At 36.6% G+C, this 21,662-nt stretch carries 19 protein-coding genes; 10 read left to right on the top strand and 9 right to left on the bottom strand.

The features are described 5' to 3' along the window. The first annotated feature begins 41 nt into the window (after window positions 1-41). A complete protein-coding gene (locus BMX49_RS14325) occupies window positions 42-422 on the top strand; it encodes a Rid family detoxifying hydrolase (protein WP_034718993.1) in 381 nt (126 codons plus the stop codon). Next, window positions 423-869, top strand: a complete 447-nt coding sequence (locus BMX49_RS14330) for a hypothetical protein (RefSeq protein ID WP_034718991.1) — start codon at window positions 423-425, stop codon at window positions 867-869. Between the two features lie 52 nt (window positions 870-921). Here the strand turns inward: BMX49_RS14330 and BMX49_RS14335 are convergent, their stop codons facing one another. After that, window positions 922-2,439, bottom strand: coding sequence for a trypsin-like peptidase domain-containing protein (locus BMX49_RS14335; protein ID WP_034721195.1), 1,518 nt, complete (start codon window positions 2,437-2,439; stop codon window positions 922-924). Window positions 2,440-2,741: 302 nt separating this feature from the next. On the opposite strand from BMX49_RS14335, the gene BMX49_RS14340 reads away from it, so the two are divergent. Then, the gene (locus BMX49_RS14340) at window positions 2,742-3,656 is read left to right on the top strand and encodes a dimethylarginine dimethylaminohydrolase family protein (RefSeq protein ID WP_034718990.1); all 915 of its coding nucleotides are present in this window, start codon (window positions 2,742-2,744) and stop codon (window positions 3,654-3,656) included. Window positions 3,657-3,836: 180 nt separating this feature from the next. Here BMX49_RS14340 and BMX49_RS14345 read toward each other — a convergent pair whose 3' ends face one another. Next, complete coding sequence (locus BMX49_RS14345; RefSeq protein ID WP_034718989.1) at window positions 3,837-4,499, bottom strand: copper homeostasis protein CutC; 663 nt, start codon at window positions 4,497-4,499, stop codon at window positions 3,837-3,839. Between the two features lie 73 nt (window positions 4,500-4,572). On the opposite strand from BMX49_RS14345, the gene ctlX reads away from it, so the two are divergent. Genes ctlX through BMX49_RS14360 form a run of 3 tightly spaced genes read left to right on the top strand, consistent with a single transcriptional unit; the run spans window position 4,573 to window position 6,024 of the window. Then, window positions 4,573-5,496, top strand: coding sequence for a citrulline utilization hydrolase CtlX (gene ctlX, locus BMX49_RS14350; RefSeq protein WP_034718988.1), 924 nt, complete (start codon window positions 4,573-4,575; stop codon window positions 5,494-5,496). 41 nt (window positions 5,497-5,537) lie between these two features. Next, window positions 5,538-5,756, top strand: a complete 219-nt coding sequence (locus BMX49_RS14355; protein WP_034718986.1) for a DUF2683 family protein — start codon at window positions 5,538-5,540, stop codon at window positions 5,754-5,756. Between the two features lies 1 nt (window position 5,757). Next, complete coding sequence (locus BMX49_RS14360; protein ID WP_034718984.1) at window positions 5,758-6,024, top strand: Txe/YoeB family addiction module toxin; 267 nt, start codon at window positions 5,758-5,760, stop codon at window positions 6,022-6,024. Window positions 6,025-6,117: 93 nt separating this feature from the next. On the opposite strand, the gene BMX49_RS14365 is transcribed toward BMX49_RS14360, so the two are convergent. The 3 genes from BMX49_RS14365 to nadD form a co-directional block, all read right to left on the bottom strand. Next, window positions 6,118-8,334 carry a TonB-dependent receptor domain-containing protein gene (locus BMX49_RS14365; protein ID WP_034718982.1) on the bottom strand — a complete coding sequence of 739 codons (2,217 nt, stop codon included), beginning with the start codon at window positions 8,332-8,334 and terminating at the stop codon, window positions 6,118-6,120. A 335-nt stretch (window positions 8,335-8,669) separates the two neighbouring features. Beyond that, complete coding sequence (locus tag BMX49_RS14370; protein ID WP_034718981.1) at window positions 8,670-9,011, bottom strand: DUF3817 domain-containing protein; 342 nt, start codon at window positions 9,009-9,011, stop codon at window positions 8,670-8,672. 77 nt (window positions 9,012-9,088) lie between these two features. Beyond that, complete coding sequence (gene nadD / locus BMX49_RS14375; protein WP_034718979.1) at window positions 9,089-9,673, bottom strand: nicotinate (nicotinamide) nucleotide adenylyltransferase; 585 nt, start codon at window positions 9,671-9,673, stop codon at window positions 9,089-9,091. A gap of 131 nt (window positions 9,674-9,804) precedes the next feature. Between nadD and BMX49_RS14380 the strand changes: the two genes are divergently transcribed. The 3 genes from BMX49_RS14380 to BMX49_RS14390 all read left to right on the top strand — a co-directional run bounded on the left by BMX49_RS14380 (window position 9,805) and on the right by BMX49_RS14390 (window position 16,131). Continuing rightward, complete coding sequence (locus BMX49_RS14380; RefSeq protein WP_311316294.1) at window positions 9,805-11,409, top strand: BamA/TamA family outer membrane protein; 1,605 nt, start codon at window positions 9,805-9,807, stop codon at window positions 11,407-11,409. A 75-nt stretch (window positions 11,410-11,484) separates the two neighbouring features. After that, window positions 11,485-13,914 (top strand): PIG-L family deacetylase, encoded by a 2,430-nt coding sequence (locus BMX49_RS14385; RefSeq protein WP_034718975.1) that lies wholly within the window; start codon window positions 11,485-11,487, stop codon window positions 13,912-13,914. 552 nt (window positions 13,915-14,466) lie between these two features. Continuing rightward, entirely contained in the window at window positions 14,467-16,131 is a 1,665-nt protein-coding gene (locus BMX49_RS14390; RefSeq protein WP_034718974.1) for a sodium:solute symporter family protein, read from the top strand. A 96-nt stretch (window positions 16,132-16,227) separates the two neighbouring features. Here the strand turns inward: BMX49_RS14390 and BMX49_RS14395 are convergent, their stop codons facing one another. Genes BMX49_RS14395 through BMX49_RS14405 form a run of 3 tightly spaced genes read right to left on the bottom strand, consistent with a single transcriptional unit; the run spans window position 16,228 to window position 18,891 of the window. Beyond that, the gene (locus tag BMX49_RS14395) at window positions 16,228-17,367 is read right to left on the bottom strand and encodes an HpaII family restriction endonuclease (RefSeq protein ID WP_034718973.1); all 1,140 of its coding nucleotides are present in this window, start codon (window positions 17,365-17,367) and stop codon (window positions 16,228-16,230) included. 6 nt (window positions 17,368-17,373) lie between these two features. After that, on the bottom strand, window positions 17,374-18,666 hold the full coding sequence (locus BMX49_RS14400; RefSeq protein WP_246005092.1) for a DNA cytosine methyltransferase: 1,293 nt from the start codon (window positions 18,664-18,666) through the stop codon (window positions 17,374-17,376). A gap of 21 nt (window positions 18,667-18,687) precedes the next feature. Then, on the bottom strand, window positions 18,688-18,891 hold the full coding sequence (locus tag BMX49_RS14405) for a helix-turn-helix domain-containing protein (RefSeq protein ID WP_034718972.1): 204 nt from the start codon (window positions 18,889-18,891) through the stop codon (window positions 18,688-18,690). 400 nt (window positions 18,892-19,291) lie between these two features. On the opposite strand from BMX49_RS14405, the gene BMX49_RS14410 reads away from it, so the two are divergent. Beyond that, complete coding sequence (locus BMX49_RS14410; protein WP_034718971.1) at window positions 19,292-20,023, top strand: hypothetical protein; 732 nt, start codon at window positions 19,292-19,294, stop codon at window positions 20,021-20,023. A gap of 320 nt (window positions 20,024-20,343) precedes the next feature. On the opposite strand, the gene BMX49_RS14420 is transcribed toward BMX49_RS14410, so the two are convergent. Next, entirely contained in the window at window positions 20,344-21,192 is an 849-nt protein-coding gene (locus tag BMX49_RS14420; RefSeq protein ID WP_034718967.1) for a DUF2911 domain-containing protein, read from the bottom strand. Between the last annotated feature and the right edge of the window lie 470 nt (window positions 21,193-21,662).

Raw genomic sequence — 21,662 nt, forward strand, 5'->3', positions numbered from 1 at the left:
ATACTTAAACTTAAGTTTTATATTTGCCAAAAATCAATCCTATGAAAAAGATCATCTCTACTTCGAAAGCGCCGTCTGCAATTGGACCTTATTCCCAAGCTAATTTTGTAAATGGAGTGCTTTATATTTCTGGCCAGATTCCGTTCAACACGGAAACTAACAAACTCGAAGAAGGTATTGAAAAAGCGACGCATCAAGTGATGAAAAACTTAGAAGCGATTCTTACGGAAGCCGGATTAACATTCGGTCACGTGGTCAAGGCAACCATCTTTTTAAAGAACATGGATGATTTTGCAGCGATGAATGACATCTACGCTTCTTATCTGGTTGCAGACAGTTATCCAGCGAGAGAAACGGTTCAGGTATCTTGTTTGCCAAGAAACGCGGACATTGAAATTTCTATGATCGCACATCAATTTTAAATGAATTTTTTACGAAATACTTTTGCAGTGCTATTAGGTCTTGCGGTGGCAGCCTTACTTATTTCTTTGGGAGTAAGGTTAAATTCTACGTGGATTACCTACGATGGCTTTTCGGCTTTTCAAAAATGGGAATCGGTTCTGAGATCGATGGAACATAAACCTTATTTCTTTGTCGCGCTGTTAATTTCTTCAGGAATTGCCGCAACTGTAGGAGGCGTTGTGACGGCGATTACGGTCAAGTACGCGAAAGTAGCTTATGCAATTTTGATTGGCTTTATTTTGCTTTTCATTGCAATGCTCGACATTATAATTTTCCCGTATCATCCAACTTTTTATAAAATCTTAATCTTTCTAACCTTCTTTCCATTTGCCTGGATGGGAGGAAAAATCACAGAAGTGATTTATGAACGGAAGAAGCGACGACACAAGAAACTGCTTAACAAATAAAAAAAACGCAACAAATTAATGTTGCGTTTTTCTTTTTTAATGCAGAGTTCAATTAAGGCATTTTAAAACCTCTTGTGGTAATTCTACCATATTCATCTACATATTTTATCTGGACATTTCCAGTGTAAGTCTGTAATATCTTTTCGATATCTTTCTGCGAGTTGACTGGTTTTCCATTAACTTCAATTACGATGTAATTATCAACCACTCCGATTTTAGAAATTTCACTTCCTTCCAAAACATTCTTCGCAATGACGCCACTATTCAAACCGTAATCAGTTTTAAACTTTTCACTCAATGGCTCAAACTCAGATCCGATTTTTTCAGTAACCGACAAATCAGCTTTGCTTCGTAGTGAAGTTCCTCCTTTTTGATCTTTTAATGTAACATTAACCACGTTTTCTTTTCCATTACGAGTATATGCTACGGCAACTTTATCACCAGGTCTTTTACTACCCACGGCAAATGAAAGATCGTAGTAACTTGAAATAGGGGTATTATCAACCTTTGTAACAATATCGCCGTTTCTTAAACCAGCATCTTCGGCACCACCTTTTTCTGCGACTTCGATTAAATAAACACCATTACCTGATTTGAGGTTGGTTTTTTTCTGCTGATTGTAGGCTGCAACTTGTCTTTGGTCGGATAGGTCTAAAGGGACAACGCCCAAAAATCCTCTCTGAACCAAACCATATTTCTTAATATCCTCAACCACTTTTCGAGCTAAGTTGGACGGAACGGCAAAACCATATCCTTCGTAATAACCAGTCTTAGAGGAGATCGCAGAGTTAATACCAATTAGTTCTCCGCTTGGATCAACTAATGCTCCACCAGAGTTCCCAGGATTAATGGCGGCATCCGTTTGAATAAAACTTTCAATCGGTGTCCGCGATTGTTGACTCAATAAATCAATACTTCTACCTTTTGCTGAGATAATTCCCGCAGTAACTGTTGAATTTAAGCCCATCGGATTTCCGACCGCTAAAACCCACTGACCAACTTCTACGTTATCGGAGTTTGCAAAATTAAGATAAGGCAAACCTTTTTCTTCAATTTTTAAAAGGGCGATGTCGGTGGTTGGATCGGTTCCTACTAAATTAGCAACGTAAGATTTCTTGTTGGATAGAACAACTTCAAGTTTCGTTGCACCAGCAATTACGTGATTGTTAGAGATAATATATCCGTCAGGAGAAATAATTACACCCGAACCCATTCCACTGGGCATGTCTTTGGGCGGTTGTTGCTGCTGTTGCTGCTTTGGATTATTTCCAAATGGGTTACCGAAAAATTGGTCAAATAGATCTTGTTGGCTCGTGCGTCCTTTGCTCGTGGAATAATTTTTAATACTCACTACCGCCGGAACGGTCATTTTGGCTGCTTTTACAAAGTCATCGCCAACACCTGTCATATTAAAGGAGGCATATTTTGCATCGCTATTCTTCGGTGCGAAATAAGAAAAATCTGAATTGTTGCTTTTTTCATTAAAGTAATTAATCGCTCCAAACGTGGTAGCGCCCGACATTAATCCTACAACTGCATACGGAATCAGTTTTTTTAAAGTATTTTTCATCTTCATATATTAGTTAAACGTTGATTTGAATTATATAGTAAACAAATTTAATGCTAAATGAGTATTCACTCAAAGCGGTTTGTTTCAACTTTAACTAAACATTAACAAGAATTACCACATTTTAAACTTTAAATAATAAAACTACTATTACAAAGGGTTTTCTTTAACACTTTATCTGCCATAATTCCCGCAGCTAAAACTTTAAATAAAAAGACCATGGACAAGAAAAACTTCGTTATATTTGAAAGGTGTTCAATTACATAATTCTTAATTTTCTTCAAAATTCGAAATAAGCATATCTTATGAAACTCAATATCAAAAACGAAACGAGTCGCCTTAAATCTGTTGTCTTGGGGCAACCAAATTCTTTGGGAGCTGTTCCTACGTTAGAGGAAAGTTATGACGCAAAATCTTATGATACGATTCAAAAAGGAATTTATCCTACTGAAAAAGATATCATCCATGAGATGACCGAGTTCGAAAAAATATTGAAAAAGTACGATGTAAAAGTTTTTCGTCCAGAAATTATTAAAGATTACAATCAGGTTTTTGCCAGAGATGTAGCTTTCGTTATTGAAGACAAGATGATTATTTCTAATGTTATTGCGGATCGCGCGGATGAGCAGGAAGCTTATCGTAAGATTTTCGAAGAGGTAAAATGGCGAGACATAATTAATTTGCCAGACACGGCTCACATCGAAGGTGGCGACGTAATTGTTTGGAATGATTTCATTTTTATTGGAACTTGTTTTTCTGAAGATTACCGAAATTTTAAAACAGCCAGAACCAATGAATATGCGATTAACATTCTTAAAGAATACTTTCCGAAAAAGAGAATTCTTGATTTTGAATTAAAGAAAAATGACCGCGAACCTTATCAAGGGATTTTACATTTAGACTGTACGTTTAACCCGATCGGAACTGACAAATGCATCATCTATAAAAATGGATTCGTTGACGAAAGCGACTATCTTTTAATCCTCGATATATTCGGAGAAGAAAATTGTTTTCATGTGACGGATGAAGAAATGTTTGAAATGTATCCGAATATTTTCTCGATTTCTCCAGAGATCGTTGTTTCCGACCAAGCTTTTACTCGAATGAATGATCACTTGAGAAATGAGTGGGGAATGACGGTTGAAGAAATTCCGTATCGTGAAATTTCAAAAATGGGCGGATTGCTGAGATGTTCTACTTTGCCTTTGGTGAGAGAATAATTTAAAAAACACTACCTCTCTAAAATTTTTTCACCCCAAACGTGACAAAAAAAAATCTGAAAATGAGCTGAGCAAAAGTGTGCGAAAAATCCAAACTTTTATTCAATTCATTTTTGCAATCTTTTAACTTGATGAATATCAAATCGACCTTTGTGTCGTGTGCGGTTACAAAGATAGATTTTAAGAACTCAACTGTTTCAGCTTCTTGATCGCCTCTTCGGTCACAAAAGTGTCATATTTTAAAATGGCTGAAGAATGAAAACTCGTTCCTCCAGTAAATTTTTTAAGCTCCTGAATATTTTCTGCCCTTACGCCGCCGCCAATCAAGATCTCAATTTTATGCGTGTATTTCTCAATTAAATCTTTCAGAATCTCTTTACCTTCCATAGCTGTCTTTTTCCCGCCAGAAGTTAATACTGTTCTGAAACCCAATTTAATTAAAGTCTGAATGGAATGATTTAGATTTTCTGTTCGGTCAAAGGCGCGGTGGAAAGTACACGGAGTTTCGCCAGCCAATTCAATTAGTTCCTTATTTCTGGCGACATCGATTTCATTGTCAGAAGTTAAAATCCCAAAGACAAAACCATCTGCTCCGCCAGCTTTAAAAACAATGATGCTATTTTTCATTTCTAAAAATTCCTCGTCAGAATAATAAAACGGTCCACCTTTCGGACGAATCATTACATAAACGGGAGTTGGACTATGACGTTTCAAATGTAGAAATTCGTAAAAATCTGGAGTGGTTCCGCCCTTCTCGAGATCATGGCAAAATTCAATTCGGTCCGCCATCGATTCAGAGGCAATTTCGGCAGAAGTAATTTCAAAGCAGGCAATTTCTAACATGGGTTTTTTATTATCTATAAATTTAAGTAATTTTGTCTGATAAAGGATTACTCCTTATTAAATCTTATCATATATGCAAACAGCCAATACCGTTCTGATGGTAGAACCGATCGCTTTCGGATATAATTCTCAAACTGCGGAAAACAACTATTTTCAAGTCGAACAAAAAGAGGCCGACATTCAGGAAAAAGCCCTCGCAGAATTTAATAATTTTGCCGAAAAACTTCGCGAAAAAGGAATTCAAGTGATCACCGTGCAAGATACGTTGGAACCGCACTCGCCAGATTCTATTTTCCCAAATAACTGGGTGAGTTTTCATGAAGATGGCAGAGTCGCACTTTATCCTATGTTTGCCATGAACAGAAGAGTGGAAAGGAGAATAGATATTTTAGAAACCATAAAAAATGAAGGTTTTCTTATTAATGAAATCGATGATCTATCGAACTCAGAAGAAAATGAAAAATATTTGGAAGGAACCGGGAGCATGATTTTCGATCACGATTATAAAATTGCATATGGATCTGTTTCGCTTCGATTAGACGAAGAATTATTTAGAGATTTCTGTGAGAAATTTGGGTTTACGCCAGTGGTTTTTCATTCCTTTCAAAATGTTGGAAATCAGAGATTGCCTATATACCACGCCAACGTGATGATGTGTGTTGCTGAACAGTTTGTGGTAATCTGCCTCGACTGTATTGATGATGAACTGGAGAGAGAAAAAGTGCAGGAAGTCATTAAATCAACTGAAAAAGAAGTCATTGAAATTTCGGAAGATCAGCTGCAACAATTTGCGGGCAATATGCTGCAAGTTCAGAATGAAGAAGGAACTCAATATTTAGTCATGAGCGAAACGGCGTACAAATCATTAACTACAGAACAAATTGCCCAAATAGAAAGTTACTGCGAAATCATCTACTCAGATTTAAATACGATTGAAGTAAACGGCGGCGGAAGCGCGAGATGCATGCTTGCAGAGGTTTTCTTACCGAAGAACTGATTTTAAAAAAAACCTGTACATTTATTTATAATTTTATTATAATGGAAACACAAAATATTTTTATTTTAGAACCCAGTACTTCAGAAGAAGCAAACGCTTTGAAAGCTTTTGCCACTGCTCTGAAAATTAAATTTGAAATAAAAGAAAAGTCGTACAATTCTGAATTTGTCGCTAAAATTCAGGAAAGCCAAAAACAAATTCAAGAAGGAAAAGTCACCCGAGTAAAAAAAGAAAACTTAAAAGAGTTTTTAGGAATTTAATATGGCTTACCATTTAGATTTCACCGACCAAGCAAAAGAAGATATTTCAAAACACCAAAAGGCAGGCACTAAAACGGTATTAAAAAAAATGCTTTCATTTTTTGAAGAAATTATCGAGCATCCTTATACTGGAACTGGCAAGCCAGAACCTTTGAAACACAATCTTTCTGGTCTATGGTCTCGAAGAATTTCGAAAGAACACCGGCTTATATATGAAGTACGAGATAATATCGTATATATCCTTTCTGCTTACGGACATTATCTATAAAATTAAAATGTATTTCACTGTCTGAAACTAAAGAAATCCACAACTTACCGTTGTGGATTTCTTTCGAAAAAATATAATTGAGAAGTAGGAATTCTATTTCGTTCTGGACTTAATTTCTTTATCTGCACTGTCGATATTACGGACTTTTTTCACTTTTTGATTTCCGAAATTATACACAATTGAAAAATCGAAACCGCCTTTGTAAGGATTCTGATCTACATAATTATAATTCCCATTTTCCTGGTTATCCTGAATAAGGATGGTGTAAGTATCCAGAACATCTTCCATGTTGAGCGAGAAAGTCCAGTTGTTCCATATTTTTTTGAGGGATAAATCTAAACTCATCAAGTTGGCAAGTTCGCCTAATTCCATCTGTTGCTTATCCATATAAAAATAATTGACGCCCATAAACCAAGTTTTATTTTTATCGAGTTGGATGTTATTGTTGGTTTGAACTAAAAGACTGGTCGATTTTTTATGATTTTCATATACCGGAAACATTTCACCCGTTAAAGGATCTTGGTTCAAACTTCCGTTATTAATATTTCGTTGAACACCGATGTTGAAATTCGAAGTTAAGTATCCTTTAAAAAAACTTTTCTGCATTCCGAGCATCGCATTCATCTGTTGGTTGTCTCCGAAATTGGTGCGAATATATCGAAGCTGATTTTTTCCATCAATCACGCCTTGCAACGGTACTTGTGTAATTTGATCTTTGACTAAACGGTGACTCAGAATTAAAAAGTAAGAACTTTTATACATATAAGTCAACTCTTGTGAATACACTGACGAAGCTTTAACAAAAGGATTATTTTGGATATAATTAAATTCTGTCAGAATGTTTTTTATGGGATTCAATTCCCAAAAACTAGGCCGTTTCATTCTGCTCGAAAATGCATAGGAAAGATTATTTTGCTCATTAATTGCGTAGTTCATGCTGATATAAGGCAAGAATTTATCATAATCTCTTTTGATATTTCTAAGGTTAATATCCTGCGCGTTATCAGATTTCCCTTCGCTTTTGGTCAATTCATATCTCGTGCCCACTTTTCCTGAAAATTTTGGAGAGAATAGTTTTTCAACGGTAAGGTAAGCACCAAAAATATTTTCGTCATACAAGAAATGATTCGGCTCATTTTCTTCAAGGTTTGTGATATAATGAAAGCTTTTATATTTCGTATCGTTATCCGTTTTTGTATTGTTAAAGTTGCCACCGACTGATATCGTCAAGTCTTTTTTGAACTTCTGAATATAATCTGCAGTCGCTGAAAAGTTATCGATGAGTTGTGGTTGCTCCTGTGATATTTTCAAAATCTTACCGTAATCATTTCCGTTTTCGTCTGAAGCGATGGTAAAATTGTTTGAACTTTGAAATCTTCTGTATACCAATCCAGCGGCGTTCAAGTTTAGCTTACTTCCTAAAGAATCGGTCTTTAATTCATAATTTAAGTTGAGGGAATTATTATAGGAACGCGCATCTTCTTTACTTCTGGTCCAGGTGTAATCGGTAAAATTATTAATTAGATCAGTGTTAGCATTAAACAAATTGACGGTAGAATTGTAACTTCTGTTGGCTCGAGAATTATAGGTTAAAGCCAAACTGTTTTTATCATTAAATTGGTAATCGATGTTCAGGTAACCGCCAATATTTTTATTCGGATCGGTCACTCTTCCTTCAGATTGATTGGTCGCCTGGCTGTTTCCATTTCTTAAAAGATAATATTGTTCTTCAATATTTTCGCTGATGTTGAAATTAGAATTTATTCCCAGTTTATCTTTGCGGTAATTTAAACTTAAACCAGCGCTGGAAGAATTATAGTAGCTCTGGCTATTATTCATTCTCATATTTCCATTCAAACCATTGGTCGCTTTCTTTTTCAGAATAATATTAATAATTCCGTCGGAAGATTCAACTTTATACTCGCTTCCCGGCATTGTGATCACTTCAATTCGCTGAATATTTTCAGCAGGCGTATTTTTTAAAAATATCACCAAAGATTCAGCGTCCATCTGAGTCACTCTTCCATCGATATAAATAATGGCGTTCGATTTTCCAGCAATTCTCAAAGTTTTATCGTCGGTCGTAGAAACCAGTGGAGTTTCTTTCAAAAGTCCGAAAGCCGTATTTCCTTTTGCGACTGGCGAAGCTGCCACATCATAAATAAAACGATCTGCTTTTTTTTGAAAGACCTGTTTGGTCAACACCACTTCTTTAATATCTTGAGTTTTGGTGGAATCAGCTTTTGGTTTCTCTTGTGCAATGGCAGCAAAACCAGTAAGAAGCGCGAGTGAAATAATTAGTTTTTTCATGGTTTGAGTTTTTAAAAAAGAAAAAGAAGGAAGCGCAGTTATTAGTTTTTAGTCGGTCAATTAGTTTTAGTTTCTGGCACTCCCCTCTTTTCTTCGGTCATTAGTTTTAAGACATTAGTTTTATCTGACAAATATAAATAATAATTTTAGTAATATGCAATACAAAGTAGTGTATTATTTCCTATTAGACATTTAAAACGTTAGCAATCAGCACTAAAAATTTTAAATTGGTAATGTTATTTAGTTAAGAACAACTCAAAATTTAGAAACATTACATTAGAAACAAAAAAAAGAGTAGAAATTTCTACTCTTTTTCTATTAAATTTTAGCCGGAACTATTCCTCCCGATCAAATCTTGCTAATTTTTTATCGACCCAAATGGTAGCGAAGGGAAAGAAGCCCGCCAGCAATGCAAAGACCGTATCTTCATCATCCCATTTGTAAATTTTCTTCGCGTTAAAGAGCAATAATAAATAAAGCGTAAAAAACAATCCGTGAATATTACCAATGATAATTATATAGATTGTGGGCAAAAGCCCGTCTCGATCATATCGAATCCATACCATTGCACTGAAGAGAAATAACCAAGAAATTGCCTCAGCGAGACAAACCTGTTTAAACCATTTTTCAATTTGCTCCTGGCTATATTTTGCAAAAAAATTTTCGATGAAATTCATAGAGATTATTTAGTAAAACCTTTAAATAAAGTTAATTTGCAAATTTAAGGATTAAAAAATGGGATTAAAAATATTTGCTATTTATAAAAATTACTTCCATCCAGATACTCAAAAACTTCCGGCGGCAACATCGGTCGCACGTTCTTTCCATCTTTAATCATATTCCGGATTTCCGTTGCAGAAAGTTCAATAATTGGTGCTTTTATAACGGAAACATTTTCATGTTGCAAATACTCATGGTCTATTTTACCTTCTTCGAAAATTCGTGGATAAACAATAATCTGATGATTTTTAATTAAAGTTTCTGCGTTCTTCCATTTTGAAAGTCCATTCAAATTATCTTCGCCCATAATTAAAGCAAAAGAATAATCGGGATGCTTCTCGTGCAAATAAGTCAACGTATCAATGGTGTAACTCGGAATTGGCAACGAGAATTCCACATTTGAAGCACGCAGTTTAGGATAATTCTTTAGGGCAAGTTGTACCATGTCCAAACGGTTATGATCTTTCAATAAAGATTTTTTATCTTTAAACGGATTTTGCGGACTCACCACAAACCACAGTTCATCCATATCCGTATTTTCGATGATATAATTTGCCAAAATTAAATGACCAATATGAATAGGATTAAAACTCCCGAAAAATAAACCAACTTTTTTCATAAAATAAAAACGTAAAATCCTCACTAACCTGAATTAATAAAGGAAAAGAATTAATTTTATAAAGATAAAAAAATATTGCTCAACCAATACTAAACGCCGATTAATTCAGTTCAAACAGAGAAACAATTTCATTGAAAATCCTAATTAACATGCTGCTTCTTTTTTCCTGTGTTTTTTTTAAAGCACAAGTCAAAGAGTATTGGCTCATCGACGTTCAGACCAACAAGAAAACACTGGCCAAAGATTCTGCTTCTGCCGTGAAATTCTTAGATTCATTAACTCAGAATTATTACTATTTCACTGATGTCAAAAAAGTAAGCAAAGAAGGCAATGCTACCGAAATCTTTTTTGATAAAGGAAAAAATTACAATCAAGCGCAAGTCCAATTTTCTGAGGAGATTGCACAAAACACCAAACTTCCACCAGAACTTTTTACCAAGAATTTAGATTCTCTTAAAAAGTCAATCAGTGAAAAATATCGAAGTCAAGGCTTTGTCTTCAATCGCGTGAAGTCTCAATTTAAAGGAATGAGAAATGACATTCCACAAGTTGAAGTGTCAATCATCAAAAGCGATCAACGGAAAATCGACGGCCTTGTATTTAAAGGTTATGAAAAAGTTCCGAAACGTTTCGTAAAGAATTTAGAGAAAGAATATCTCGGCAAAAATTATCAAGAAAACACCCTGGCCCGATTAGGACAGTCATTGCAAAATCACCCGTTTATTTTGTTAGAAAAACCGCCACAAACTTTATTTACTAAAGATTCGACCAGCATTTTTCTCTTCACTCAAAAGAAAAAATCAAATAGTTTTGATGGCGTCATTGGTTTTGGAAACGACAAAACAGAAAAGTTCTCCTTCAACGGAAGTCTTAATTTAAATTTCCGAAATATGTTTAATGGGTTTGAAACCGTCAATATTTTTTGGCAAAGAAATCCCGACAAAGGCCAAACTTTCGATTTACAAACTGATATTCCGTATCTGTTTAAATCAAACATCGGTGGGAATTTTAAGGTTAACATTTTCCGGCAAGATTCTACTTACGCGAATGTGAAACTCACGCCAGCCTTTTACCTTCATTTAAAAAGCAATCAAAAAATCGGAATCCGCGGAACTTTTGAAACATCCACCGTTCTCGATTCTTTATATGTCCAAGGCAAGGATTATGATAAAAAAGGAATTGGACTTTGGTACGAATACACAGAGCCCTCGGAGGTTGAATTGTTTTTGCACAAAACTAAATTGCGAGCTGAAGCAGATTATATTATCACCAATTATTCTGTGGAAAATGTAAAGGCCAGTCAAACCAATTATTTCCTCTCAGGAGAACGAAATTTCCAAATTAAAGGAAACAACTATCTAAACTTAAGAGCCGAAACAGCGCTCTTAAACTCGAAAAATACTTTTGCCATCAATGAACAATTGCGTTTTGGTGGCTGGAATTCCTTGCGGGGTTTTAATGAAAACTCGCTATACGCAGATTTCTATTATTTCGGAACTGCCGAGTATCGCTACTTAGTTGGCAACCAAGCCTTCTTCGATGTTTTTGGTCAATACGGCGAACTGCACAATAAAAACTTAGGTTTAAAACCTAAATTCTATAGCTTCGGCGTGGGCTTCAATTTTATTCTACCAATCGGCTTAATGAGTTTTCAAATCTCCAACGGCAACGAATTCGGCAATCCAATCAAGTTCGGCGACACCAAAATTCATTGGGGAATATTGAGTCGGTTTTAAAATTAATTCTCCTTTAATTAAGATGGTTTTTTCATTTATACGCTAAAATTTATAATAACTTTTTATCTTTAGCCTATGATAAAATTTTTAGTTGCGGTATTTCTTTTAATCGCGCTGCAATTCTCCGCACAATCCGTTTCAAACAGTTCTTCAGAGATATATGATGATTTACTTCGGCTGCAAAATAATACCACAGTTATGTATATTGCCGCCCATCCAGATGACGAAAACACCCGAATCATTTCCTGGCTCACACACGAAAAACATGTCGATGCAGTTTATTTATCTTTAACCCGAGGCGACGGTGGCCAAAATTTAATCGGCACAGAAAAAGGAGAACTCTTAGGATTACTCCGCACCCAAGAACTTCTGGAAGCCAGAAAAGTCGACAAAGGAAGACAATGGTTTACCCGAGCTTTAGATTTTGGCTATTCTAAAACGTCCACCGAAACCTTGAAGTTCTGGGACAAACAGCAAATTTTAGCCGATGTCGTTTGGGCAATTCGCAAAAACAAACCCGAAATAATCATCACCCGTTTCGATCCAAATTCGAATGGAGAAACACACGGTCATCACACGGCCTCCGCAATATTGGCAATGGAAGCTTTTGATTTGGCCGCCGATCCAAAAGCATTTCCCGAGCAGTTGAAATATGTGAAAGTTTGGCAGCCCAAGCGACTATTTTACAACACCAGCTGGTGGTTTTTTGGCAGCAAAGAAAACTTTGAAAAATCTGATAAGACCGGTTTATACTCTATTAATGTTGGTACCTATTTCCCAATTCTCGGAATTTCAAATAATGAAATCTCCTCAAAAAGCCGAAGCAAACATGCCTGTCAAGGTTTTGGGATGGCTTTGGAAAGAGGTTCCGATTTAGAATATCTTAAATTTCTGAAAGGAGACAAACCAAAAACCAACGATATTTTTGAAGGTATAAACCTATCCTCAGAAAAGGGACCTATTAAAACGCACCAAGAAAAATTGATTGCCGACTATCAATTTAATAATCCACAGCTTTCCTTAAATACATTAGTAGAACTTTACGACTTACTCAAAAAGGAAAAAGCAGATGTATCAAAATTAAATCAAGTAAAAGATTTGATTTTAAAAACCCAGGGAATTTATTTTGAATGGACTACGCAAAATGGCTTCGGAACTTTAAATCAAGAAATTAACACGCGACTTGAAATTACCAATAGAAGCAATAAAAACATCAACGTCGCGATTTTGGGAAGCGGCACAAAAGAAATCGCTGCCAACGATTCGTATAAAGCTACCGAGAAATTGAAGCTGGATGATGTACAATTATCCAATCCTTATTGGCTGCAGCAAACACCGAAAAACAATTTGCATGTCGTCAATAATCCAGCAGACATCGGCCAACCAGAAATTTTAAATCCTGTAAAAAAAGCTATTACCATTAACTTTGATTCTGCAAAAATTGATTTCGAGATTCCTTTAAAACAAAAAACAGTCGATCCTTCGATTGGTGAACAGTACGAACCATTTTACACTGTTCCATCTTTCGTGGCAAATTTTGACCAGGAAAATTTTATTTTCAGCAACCATCCCAAACAAATAGCGGTTGAAGTGGAAAGTTTCGTTACCAATTCATCAGCAAAGGTTTCCTTAAAAGGCAGTAAAGACTGGAAAATCTCTCCACCACAAACAATTGAATTCAAAGAAATTGGCGAGAAGAAAAAAGTTCTGTTTAAGGTAGAACCAATTTCAAGAAACGCCAATTCCTCCCTCGAAGCTATCCTAGAATCTCAGGGAAAAACCTACACCCAATCTTTAAATGTGGTCGATTATCCACATATCGACAGACAAATCTGGCTGAAGACTGCGCAGGCAAAAATTCAAAATTTAGATTTGAAAATCCCAGCGGTCAAAATTGCCTACCTCAAAGGTTCTGGCGACGAAATCCCTTCCTCTCTCCGCGCCATCGGCTTGCAAGTGGATGAATTGGATTTAAAAAACTGGAATCCCTCACTCCTAAAAAAATACGATGTTCTTATCTTAGGAATCAGACTTTTTAATACACAGCCTGAAATAACTTTGGTTAACAAAGACATTTGGAAATTCATTGAAAATGGCGGTTTGGTTATCAATCAGTACAACACCAATCGAGGTTTACTCACCAATGAAATCGCGCCTTTCAACTTAAAACTGGGAGCCAATCGAATTTCTGAAGAAGATGCAACCCTAAAATTCTTACTTCCAAATCACCCTGTATTTAATGCTCCCAATACCATCACCCAAAAAGATATGGACAATTGGGTTCAGGAAAGAGGCTTATATTTCGCCGACGATTGGGATCAAAATTTAATTCCACTTTTAGAAGGAAACGACACGGGAGAATCTCCGCAAAAAGGAATCTTACTCGCCGGAAATTACGGCAAAGGAACTTATGTTTACACCGGCTTATCCTTCTTCCGAGAATTACCCGCTGGAGTTCCAGGCGCCTATAAATTATTTATGAATATCTTGGCGCTGCGGAAATAGTTGATAGTTGATAGTTGATAGTTGATAGTTGATAGTTGATAGTTGAAAATACGATAGAGATTTTAAACTTTTGTTTTCAACGGTTAGCAAAAATTACTTATCATACAGCTTGTCATTCCGTAGGAATCTCTACCGCAAAATTTTCAATAGATGAGATTCCTACGGAATGACAAAAACCTGGGTAAACAGCAAAAATCTACGCCCTCTCGTTCTCAAAACGAGAGAGCTCTTTTTAATTGGTGACTGAGCTTGTCGTGGTAGTTGAGCCTGTCGAAACTAAGCCACCAAGTAAAAAAGCGGGAGTAGAAGGCATAAATGAAAGTAAAGCGAATGCTTTAATTGAAATTTACGAACGTAGTTCTGGGCGCCCAAATAAAAAACAAATTCATCATCCGTGAAAATCCGTGAAATCTGTGCGCCAAGAATTACAAATAAATGTGATAAAACAATGAATCAAGAAAAACCCACCAACTGGAAAAAACTCTACATCGCGCTACTGCTCATTACAGCCGTGATGATTGTCGCCATGCTCCTCTTTCAAAACTATTATAAATGAAGACATTAGATTGGGCAGTGCTCATATTCGTCCTATTATTCATCGTGATCTACGGGATTTACAAATCCAAAAAAGTAAAAACATCCGAATCCTTCCTGGGCGGCAAAACCAACCCGTGGTGGATGGTCGGTTTGAGCATCATGGCCACCCAAGCCAGTGCCATCACCTTTTTATCAACGCCCGGACAAGCCTATCACGACGGTTTAGGTTTCGTGCAATTTTATTTCGGCTTGCCTCTCGCCATGGTTATTCTCTGCGTTTGGGTCCTGCCCAAATTTTTCAAAATGAATGTTCTAACCGCCTACGAATATTTAGAAAAAAGGTTCGGACTATCTACCCGAATTCTAACCGCCATCCTCTTTTTAATCCAACGAGGTTTGGCTGCCGGGATTACGATTTTCGCGCCCGCCATTATTCTCTCTACCATTTTAGGTTGGAATCTCATTTTAACCAATATCGTCATCGGAAGTTTGGTCACCATTTATACTTTAGTTGGTGGCACCGAAGCCGTCAGCCAGACCCAGAAACAACAGATGATTGTCATTTTTATTGGGATGTTTTTAGCCTTTTTCCTGATCGTTGATAAATTACCATTAGATCTAAATGATGCCCTACTCTATTCCGGCTCCATGGGTAAAATCAATCCCGTCAGTTTTGAATTTGATATCAACAGCCGCTACAATATTTGGTCGGCCTTTCTGGGTGGAACTTTTTTGTTCTTGAGCTATTTCGGCACCGATCAAAGTCAGGTTCAAAGATATCTAACCGGAAAAAGTTTAAAAGAAGCCCGCCTCGGTTTGCTCTTCAATGGCTTGTTCAAAATCCCCATGCAGTTTTTCATTCTCTTTATCGGCGTCATGGTTTTCGTTTTCTTTCAGTTTGAAAAAACGCCTTTAAATTTCAATCCACTTTCTAACCAGCTTCAGAATAACACCGAATATCAAGCCTTGAATACTGAGTTTGACCAACTCCACGAAGCCAAAAAACAAAAAATCGCCGTTTGGAAAACCGATCATTCCCCAGTTGTAATGTCGGAATTGAAAGAGCTTCAGGCAAAAGAAGTCGTCCTCAGACAAGATGTAAAAAAGCTAATCAATAAAGTCGCGCCCGACATTGAATCGAATGACAAAGATTACGTCTTCATCTACTATATCCTCAACTATTTGCCTACCGGAATTATCGGTTTATTGATCGCCGTAATTCTCTCGGCGGCCATGAGTTCTACGTCCTCCGAACTGAATGCCTTAGCCACAACCACCGTCGTAGATATCTATAAGCGGAATTTCGCCCCCGATATTTCAGAGAAGAAATACTTAAACGCCTCCCGACTTTTCACCTTAATGTGGGGAATGATTGCCATTTTCTTCGCCGTGAATGCCAGTTTATTTGAAAACTTAATCCAGGCCGTAAATATTATTGGCTCCTTATTCTACGGCGTTATTCTCGGCGTCTTTGCCATCGCCTTCTTGTTCCCAAAAATTGGCGGAAAAGCCACCATGTGGAGTATCGTCATTGTAGAACCCATCATCATCTTGCTTTACTTTTTAGATGTAAAAGAAATTATTCAGCTCGAGTTTCTATGGCTGAATCCGATTGGGTGTTTGCTGATGATTGCGAGTGCGAGTTTGTTGGAGGGTATGTTTAAGAACGTAAGAATATAAAAAATGGACACCGAATTTGGTGTCCATTTTTTTATCGCTTAGAAAGTTTATTTCTGAAATTATGTATCTAAACTTTAAACATAGACGAACAAAATATTATTTTGTAAATCTAACTTGTAAATTAAGTTTAAAATAACATTTATCATTCTCTTCATATAGCCACCCATAATAAAATTTTTTTCCTGAAAGAGGATCTGCATTTCCAGGATTATTTTCATCCTCACCTGTTCCTGGTTGCTCAAGGAAAGTGTTATTTAGTAAATAATTTCTGAAAAGATTTATATCATATACATGAAAACATACTAAATCGCCATCTTTCTTAACGACTATTACACCGCCAAATGAATCGTACTCACCAAGCCAAGGTGTTTTTGTTGTCATGCCCATTGCAGAATCCATTAAAAACTTCTTAAGTTTATATTCATACATTCTTTGTAAAGAATTTGCGCCTTCATAAAATTTTAATGGATCTTCATCTTCTAAAGTATTTACAATGTCAATAAGAGCAGACTTCTTATCTCGATATCTATAAAAAAGTGCCCACGCAATTATCTCAGGCATATCTCCATCAATCATCTTTAAATTTAGTCGCAGTTGAGTAGACTGGATTCCAGAAAATTTCGGAATATATCCTTCTGTGACCATCCGTCGTATCCTATTCGTAATTTTAGGTGTATTATATGTCTCACGATTAAACGTGGAGATTAAACTTTTATCAAAACCTTCTAATTCATAAATAAAATTTCCCTCTATATCTGGATTAAATAATGTAGACTTGCTACCAATGAGGCTTTTTATGCTAAATCCTAAGTCTGCTTCTTTTGCAAGCCTGTGATCATAGATTCTCAAACGCAAATCTGCTTTGGAGTTTGCTCCAGCTTGAACTTTTCCAATTTGTAGTTCATCGAAATATGAGTCCACCAATGGAAGTTTAAAAGTTTTTCCGGATCCAGCTCGAATACCATCTAATAACAAAAAAGAAAGATCCTGAAAATCAGAATATGATTTTTCTAAAATTAATGTTTTTGCATCACCTTCTATCTTGAATACTTTAACACCTTCATTTCGCTCGAATGTAAGATCATAACCAACATCTTTTTTATAAGCTGCAATTACGTCATACACGTTTTTAGTATCTACGTTAAGATTAATATCTGACTGAAATAACTTACCATCAGTCATCAATTTAATTAAAGCATAAATTTCACTCCACTCTCCTTTGTTTCCGGTTAACATATATTTCTATTTTGATATTAGCTTAATAATTTCATTTGCAGTAGCTTGAATTGCAGGAACTGCAACAGAATTCCCAAATTGCTTGTACGCAGAAGCATCAGCAACTGGAATTAAATAATCATCTGGAAAACCTTGTAATCTTGCCCATTCTCTTGGAGTCATTTTTCGAATTCCTTCACGATTGACTGTTCCTTTGATATGTGTTGTTGGTGTAAAATCAGTAATTCTATGATCTAAAACTAAGTTCCGTTCTCTACCCATACCGCCAACTACAATCGCATTACTTATTTGGTCATCAGGAATAATTGCATAGCCAAAACCATTTCCTTTACTTTCATGACGTTCCTTATGATTTATTAAAGTTTGGAGATATTGCGTAGAAAGAAAATATTTAGTTGGTGGAACCTTCTCTTCCTTAATATCCGCAAAAGTTACCTTTTCAAGTGAGGGTTTTGGATATTCAAAACTTTCAATTCCCAAGTCATTTCTAAAACCAACGATATAAATTCTCTCTCTGTTCTGTGGAACACCAAAATCTTTGGCGTTTACAATTTGTGGTTCAGGAACAAAATAACCAAGATCATTTCGCAAAACATTTAAAATTGTAGCTAACGTCTTCCCTCCGTTATGACTTCTCAAACCTTTTACATTTTCTAAGAAAACTGATTTTGGTCTTTTTCGTTTAATGATTTCAGCTACATCGAAAAATAATGTACCTCTTGTATCTTCAAATCCTCCACGCTTTCCTGCAATGGAAAATGCTTGACAAGGAAAACCTGCACACAACAAATCAAATTCATCTGGTATATAAGTCTTCGTTTCTTCTTTTGTAATATCACCGAAAGGTCTTTCGCCAAAATTTGCTTTATAAGTTCGTTTTGCTTCTTTATCCCATTCACTTGTAAATACACATTTTCCTCCTAAATTTTGCAAAGCCAAACGAAATCCCCCAATTCCTGCAAACAAATCGATAAATGTAAATTTTGGATTTTTAACTGGTGGAAATGGCACTTCTAACATTTCGAAAAGTCCCATTTGTAAAGCCTCTTCCGCAACTATAGTGGTAATAACATTTTCAGGATACTTATTTTCTAAAATCTCTTTAGTGAAATTGATAGCATCATCTTTAAAGAAATTAGAAATCTTTTTATTTTTTAAACTGTGCAAATAGTGCGTAAGAATAGCCTCTTGATTATTTTCAGGTTCTATTAATTTTATTCTAAACTTTTTATCTCCAACTGTTTCTAAAGATATTTTTTCTGTAAACTTCATTTCGAAATCTTTTTTCTCTTTTTTCATTTTTTAAAGGCTGTAGATATTTTAATCAAAGAGATCTTTAATACTAATTTCTAGTGCCACAGCTATTTTCTCAATCAATTCAATAGAAACATTGGTCTTACCTTTTTCAATTAAATGCATGTAAGCTCTATCTATATTTGCTTTTAATGCGAGCTTCTCTTGTGACAAAGATTTCTCTATTCTCAATTCATTAATTCGCTTTCCTAACTTTTCTTTAACATTCATAATGTCTTTTTCAACTCATGTAAATTTTAAATTTTGTTGTCAATACTACAACTGGCAATAAGCCACATTACCCCTGATGCCGTAATTATTTTTACGCATAAAGAAGATTTCGTAGATGAAGCAATTTTTCTAAAAAGCAAAATCCTCATTAATCAATCGATTAACAAGGAATTTAATTTCTACTAATATTATCGTGATTTTGCGTTGACCGATGTCCCTAATTTACAATCCGTGATCCTTCATCACTCCACAATAACACAGCATCATTCACGCATGAGTAATTGTAAAAACCGTCATCATTCATCTCCTTAAAAATATTCATAAAAAAGGGTTTATTAGCGGTAGTTTGTAAACCTTTTTCTTGTTAATTTCACTTCTAACAAATTAAAACACAATTACCATGGCCTCAACATCCGAAACAGGGCACGCCAAAAACGTCGCCAACTTTCAAGACCTTATCGAGTTTATTACCGGTTACGGAGCAATTTACAACCCTTCAAAAACCAATCTCAAACTGCCCCAAATGGTTGCTCTAAAAGCAGCCGCCGACACCAGTATTGCCGACGTCATCCCCAAAAACACCGACTACAATACCAAAGTTAATTTGCGCGCTGCCGCTTTCAGCGACGTCCGCGGCCTTGCAACTCGCCTTATTGCGGCGCTCCAAGCCACAGATGCTTCTGACGAAACCATCGCCGATGCCAAAACTTTTAATAATAAAATCCAAGGCAAAGGGTCTTCCACGCCAAAAGCACCGTTGGATCCAAATAACCCACCAGCCAAAACCATCTCCGCCAGTCAGCAATCTTATGATCAACTCATTCAGCATTTATCAGGGTTGAAATCAATCTTAGAAGCAGAACCATCCTATGCTCCCAATGAAGTCGACCTCCAAATCGCCACCCTCGACACCAAAATTGCCGACCTTATCCAGACAAATGATGCCGTCCCACCAGTCTATGCCGCCGTAAACAATGCCAGAATCGCCCGCGACAAAATCCTCTACACCGACGAAAATTCCCTCTTCGAAACCGCCAAAGACATAAAAATCTATGTCAAAGCCCTCTTCGGTTCAACCAGTCCCGAGTTTGCCCAAGTAAAAGGCATCCAAATAAAAAAACCAAAATTATAACTCACCCTCTCACTTCCAAATCAAAAATCAGCCAGTTGCATAATGGAAAAAGATAAGGCACTTATTCCCTCTCCTTTGGAGAGGGTTGGGATGAGGAAAATGACACCACCCGCAATTCCGATACGACCACCCGCCAAGCCGATACGACCACCCGCAACTCTGATACTACCACCCGCAACTCTGATACTACCACCCGCAAGTCCGATACGACCACCCGCAAACAGAAATCAGGCGACCACAAAAAAATTACTACAACAGCAAATCACAAACAAAAAAAGGGACACCAAATTGGTGTCCCTTAATTATATAGTGTACTGAAATTATTTCTTACTCCACTTCGCAATATTATCCGTATTGATTTTTACGTAATCCTCGTTACCATCTTTCTTGGCAAGCGTTAGCGACTTGTTCGCCGTGGCAATTGCTTCCTTTTTCATTCCATTCGCTGCTTCAATTTCCGCCTGCAACTTCAACATATAAAAAGTGTCCGGTGCCAATTGATTCGCTTTCTTACTATATTCCAACGCCTTCTTCAAATCCAATTTCTCTTGAAAATAATAACCCGCAGCTTGATTGTAATCAGATGCTTTAGTGTCTTTCTTTGCTAAAGTGGTAGCAATAGATTCCAAAACTTCCTTCTTTGAATCCATCATAATAGGAACTTTCACCATCGTGTTCTCCCAACTCATTACAAGATTGCCTTGATCAGTTTTCAAATCATCAAACCCAATCGTAAAAGTCTCCACAGAATTGGCACTTTTCATTGCTTTCACTTTAGTCTTCGCTGCAATTTGATCCGATTTCAATTCTTTCGGCGCACCCCATTGTTCCGTATCCTTATAAAGAACCACTTCCCAATCACTCATTCCCGGAATCGTATACAGCGCATATTTCCCCGCAGGAATACTTACTCCATTAAAGGTGGCGTCGTTTTTAAAAGTAATATCGGTAGACCCATTTGCACCCGTTCTCCAAACCACATTCATGGGCACCAGATTCCCAAAAACCTTGCGGCTATTTGCAGACGGTCGCGAATAATCAACCGTAACTTCAGACAGTCCTATCGTTTGCTTCACCGTAGCAGCCGGACTTGGCTGTGGCGTTTTAACTTGGGCATTCCCCATTACGATTGCACCTGTTAACACCAGAGATGAGATTATTTTTTTCATTGTATAAATTTTAATATTTTCAATTTCTAAATTTACTTTTATTTTCAGGACTATCCAAAAACATTCCCGCTTTCTACCTAATCCACCAAAATTAAAACCCCAAGCAGTTCACTCACCTCCAATTTAAAATTCATAGCTCGCAAAATAAGGAGCATCATCATTTTAGCTTCTTACAAAACCCGTCGCGCTATCCGCTATATCTTTTTTGCCAGCACTTTAGTTTATAACATCAAAACCCCTCCAGCAAAAAAGGATACCGCTCCCATCGCGGCTATAACTTCAGAAAGTAATAGATACCAAAGACCAGAAAAACCATAATCCCACTTCCCCACCAAAAATCCAATCCACTAATCACCCATCACCCATCATCTAGGTTTTCGGTCACAAAAAAAGCTCATCAAAATAAATTGATGAGCTTGTTCTCCGCCGTGGCGGATTAAAAAAGACTGGCGGCGACCTACTCTCCCGCG

It is taken from the genome of Kaistella antarctica (assembly GCF_900109615.1).
Lineage (GTDB): Bacteria > Bacteroidota > Bacteroidia > Flavobacteriales > Weeksellaceae > Kaistella > Kaistella antarctica.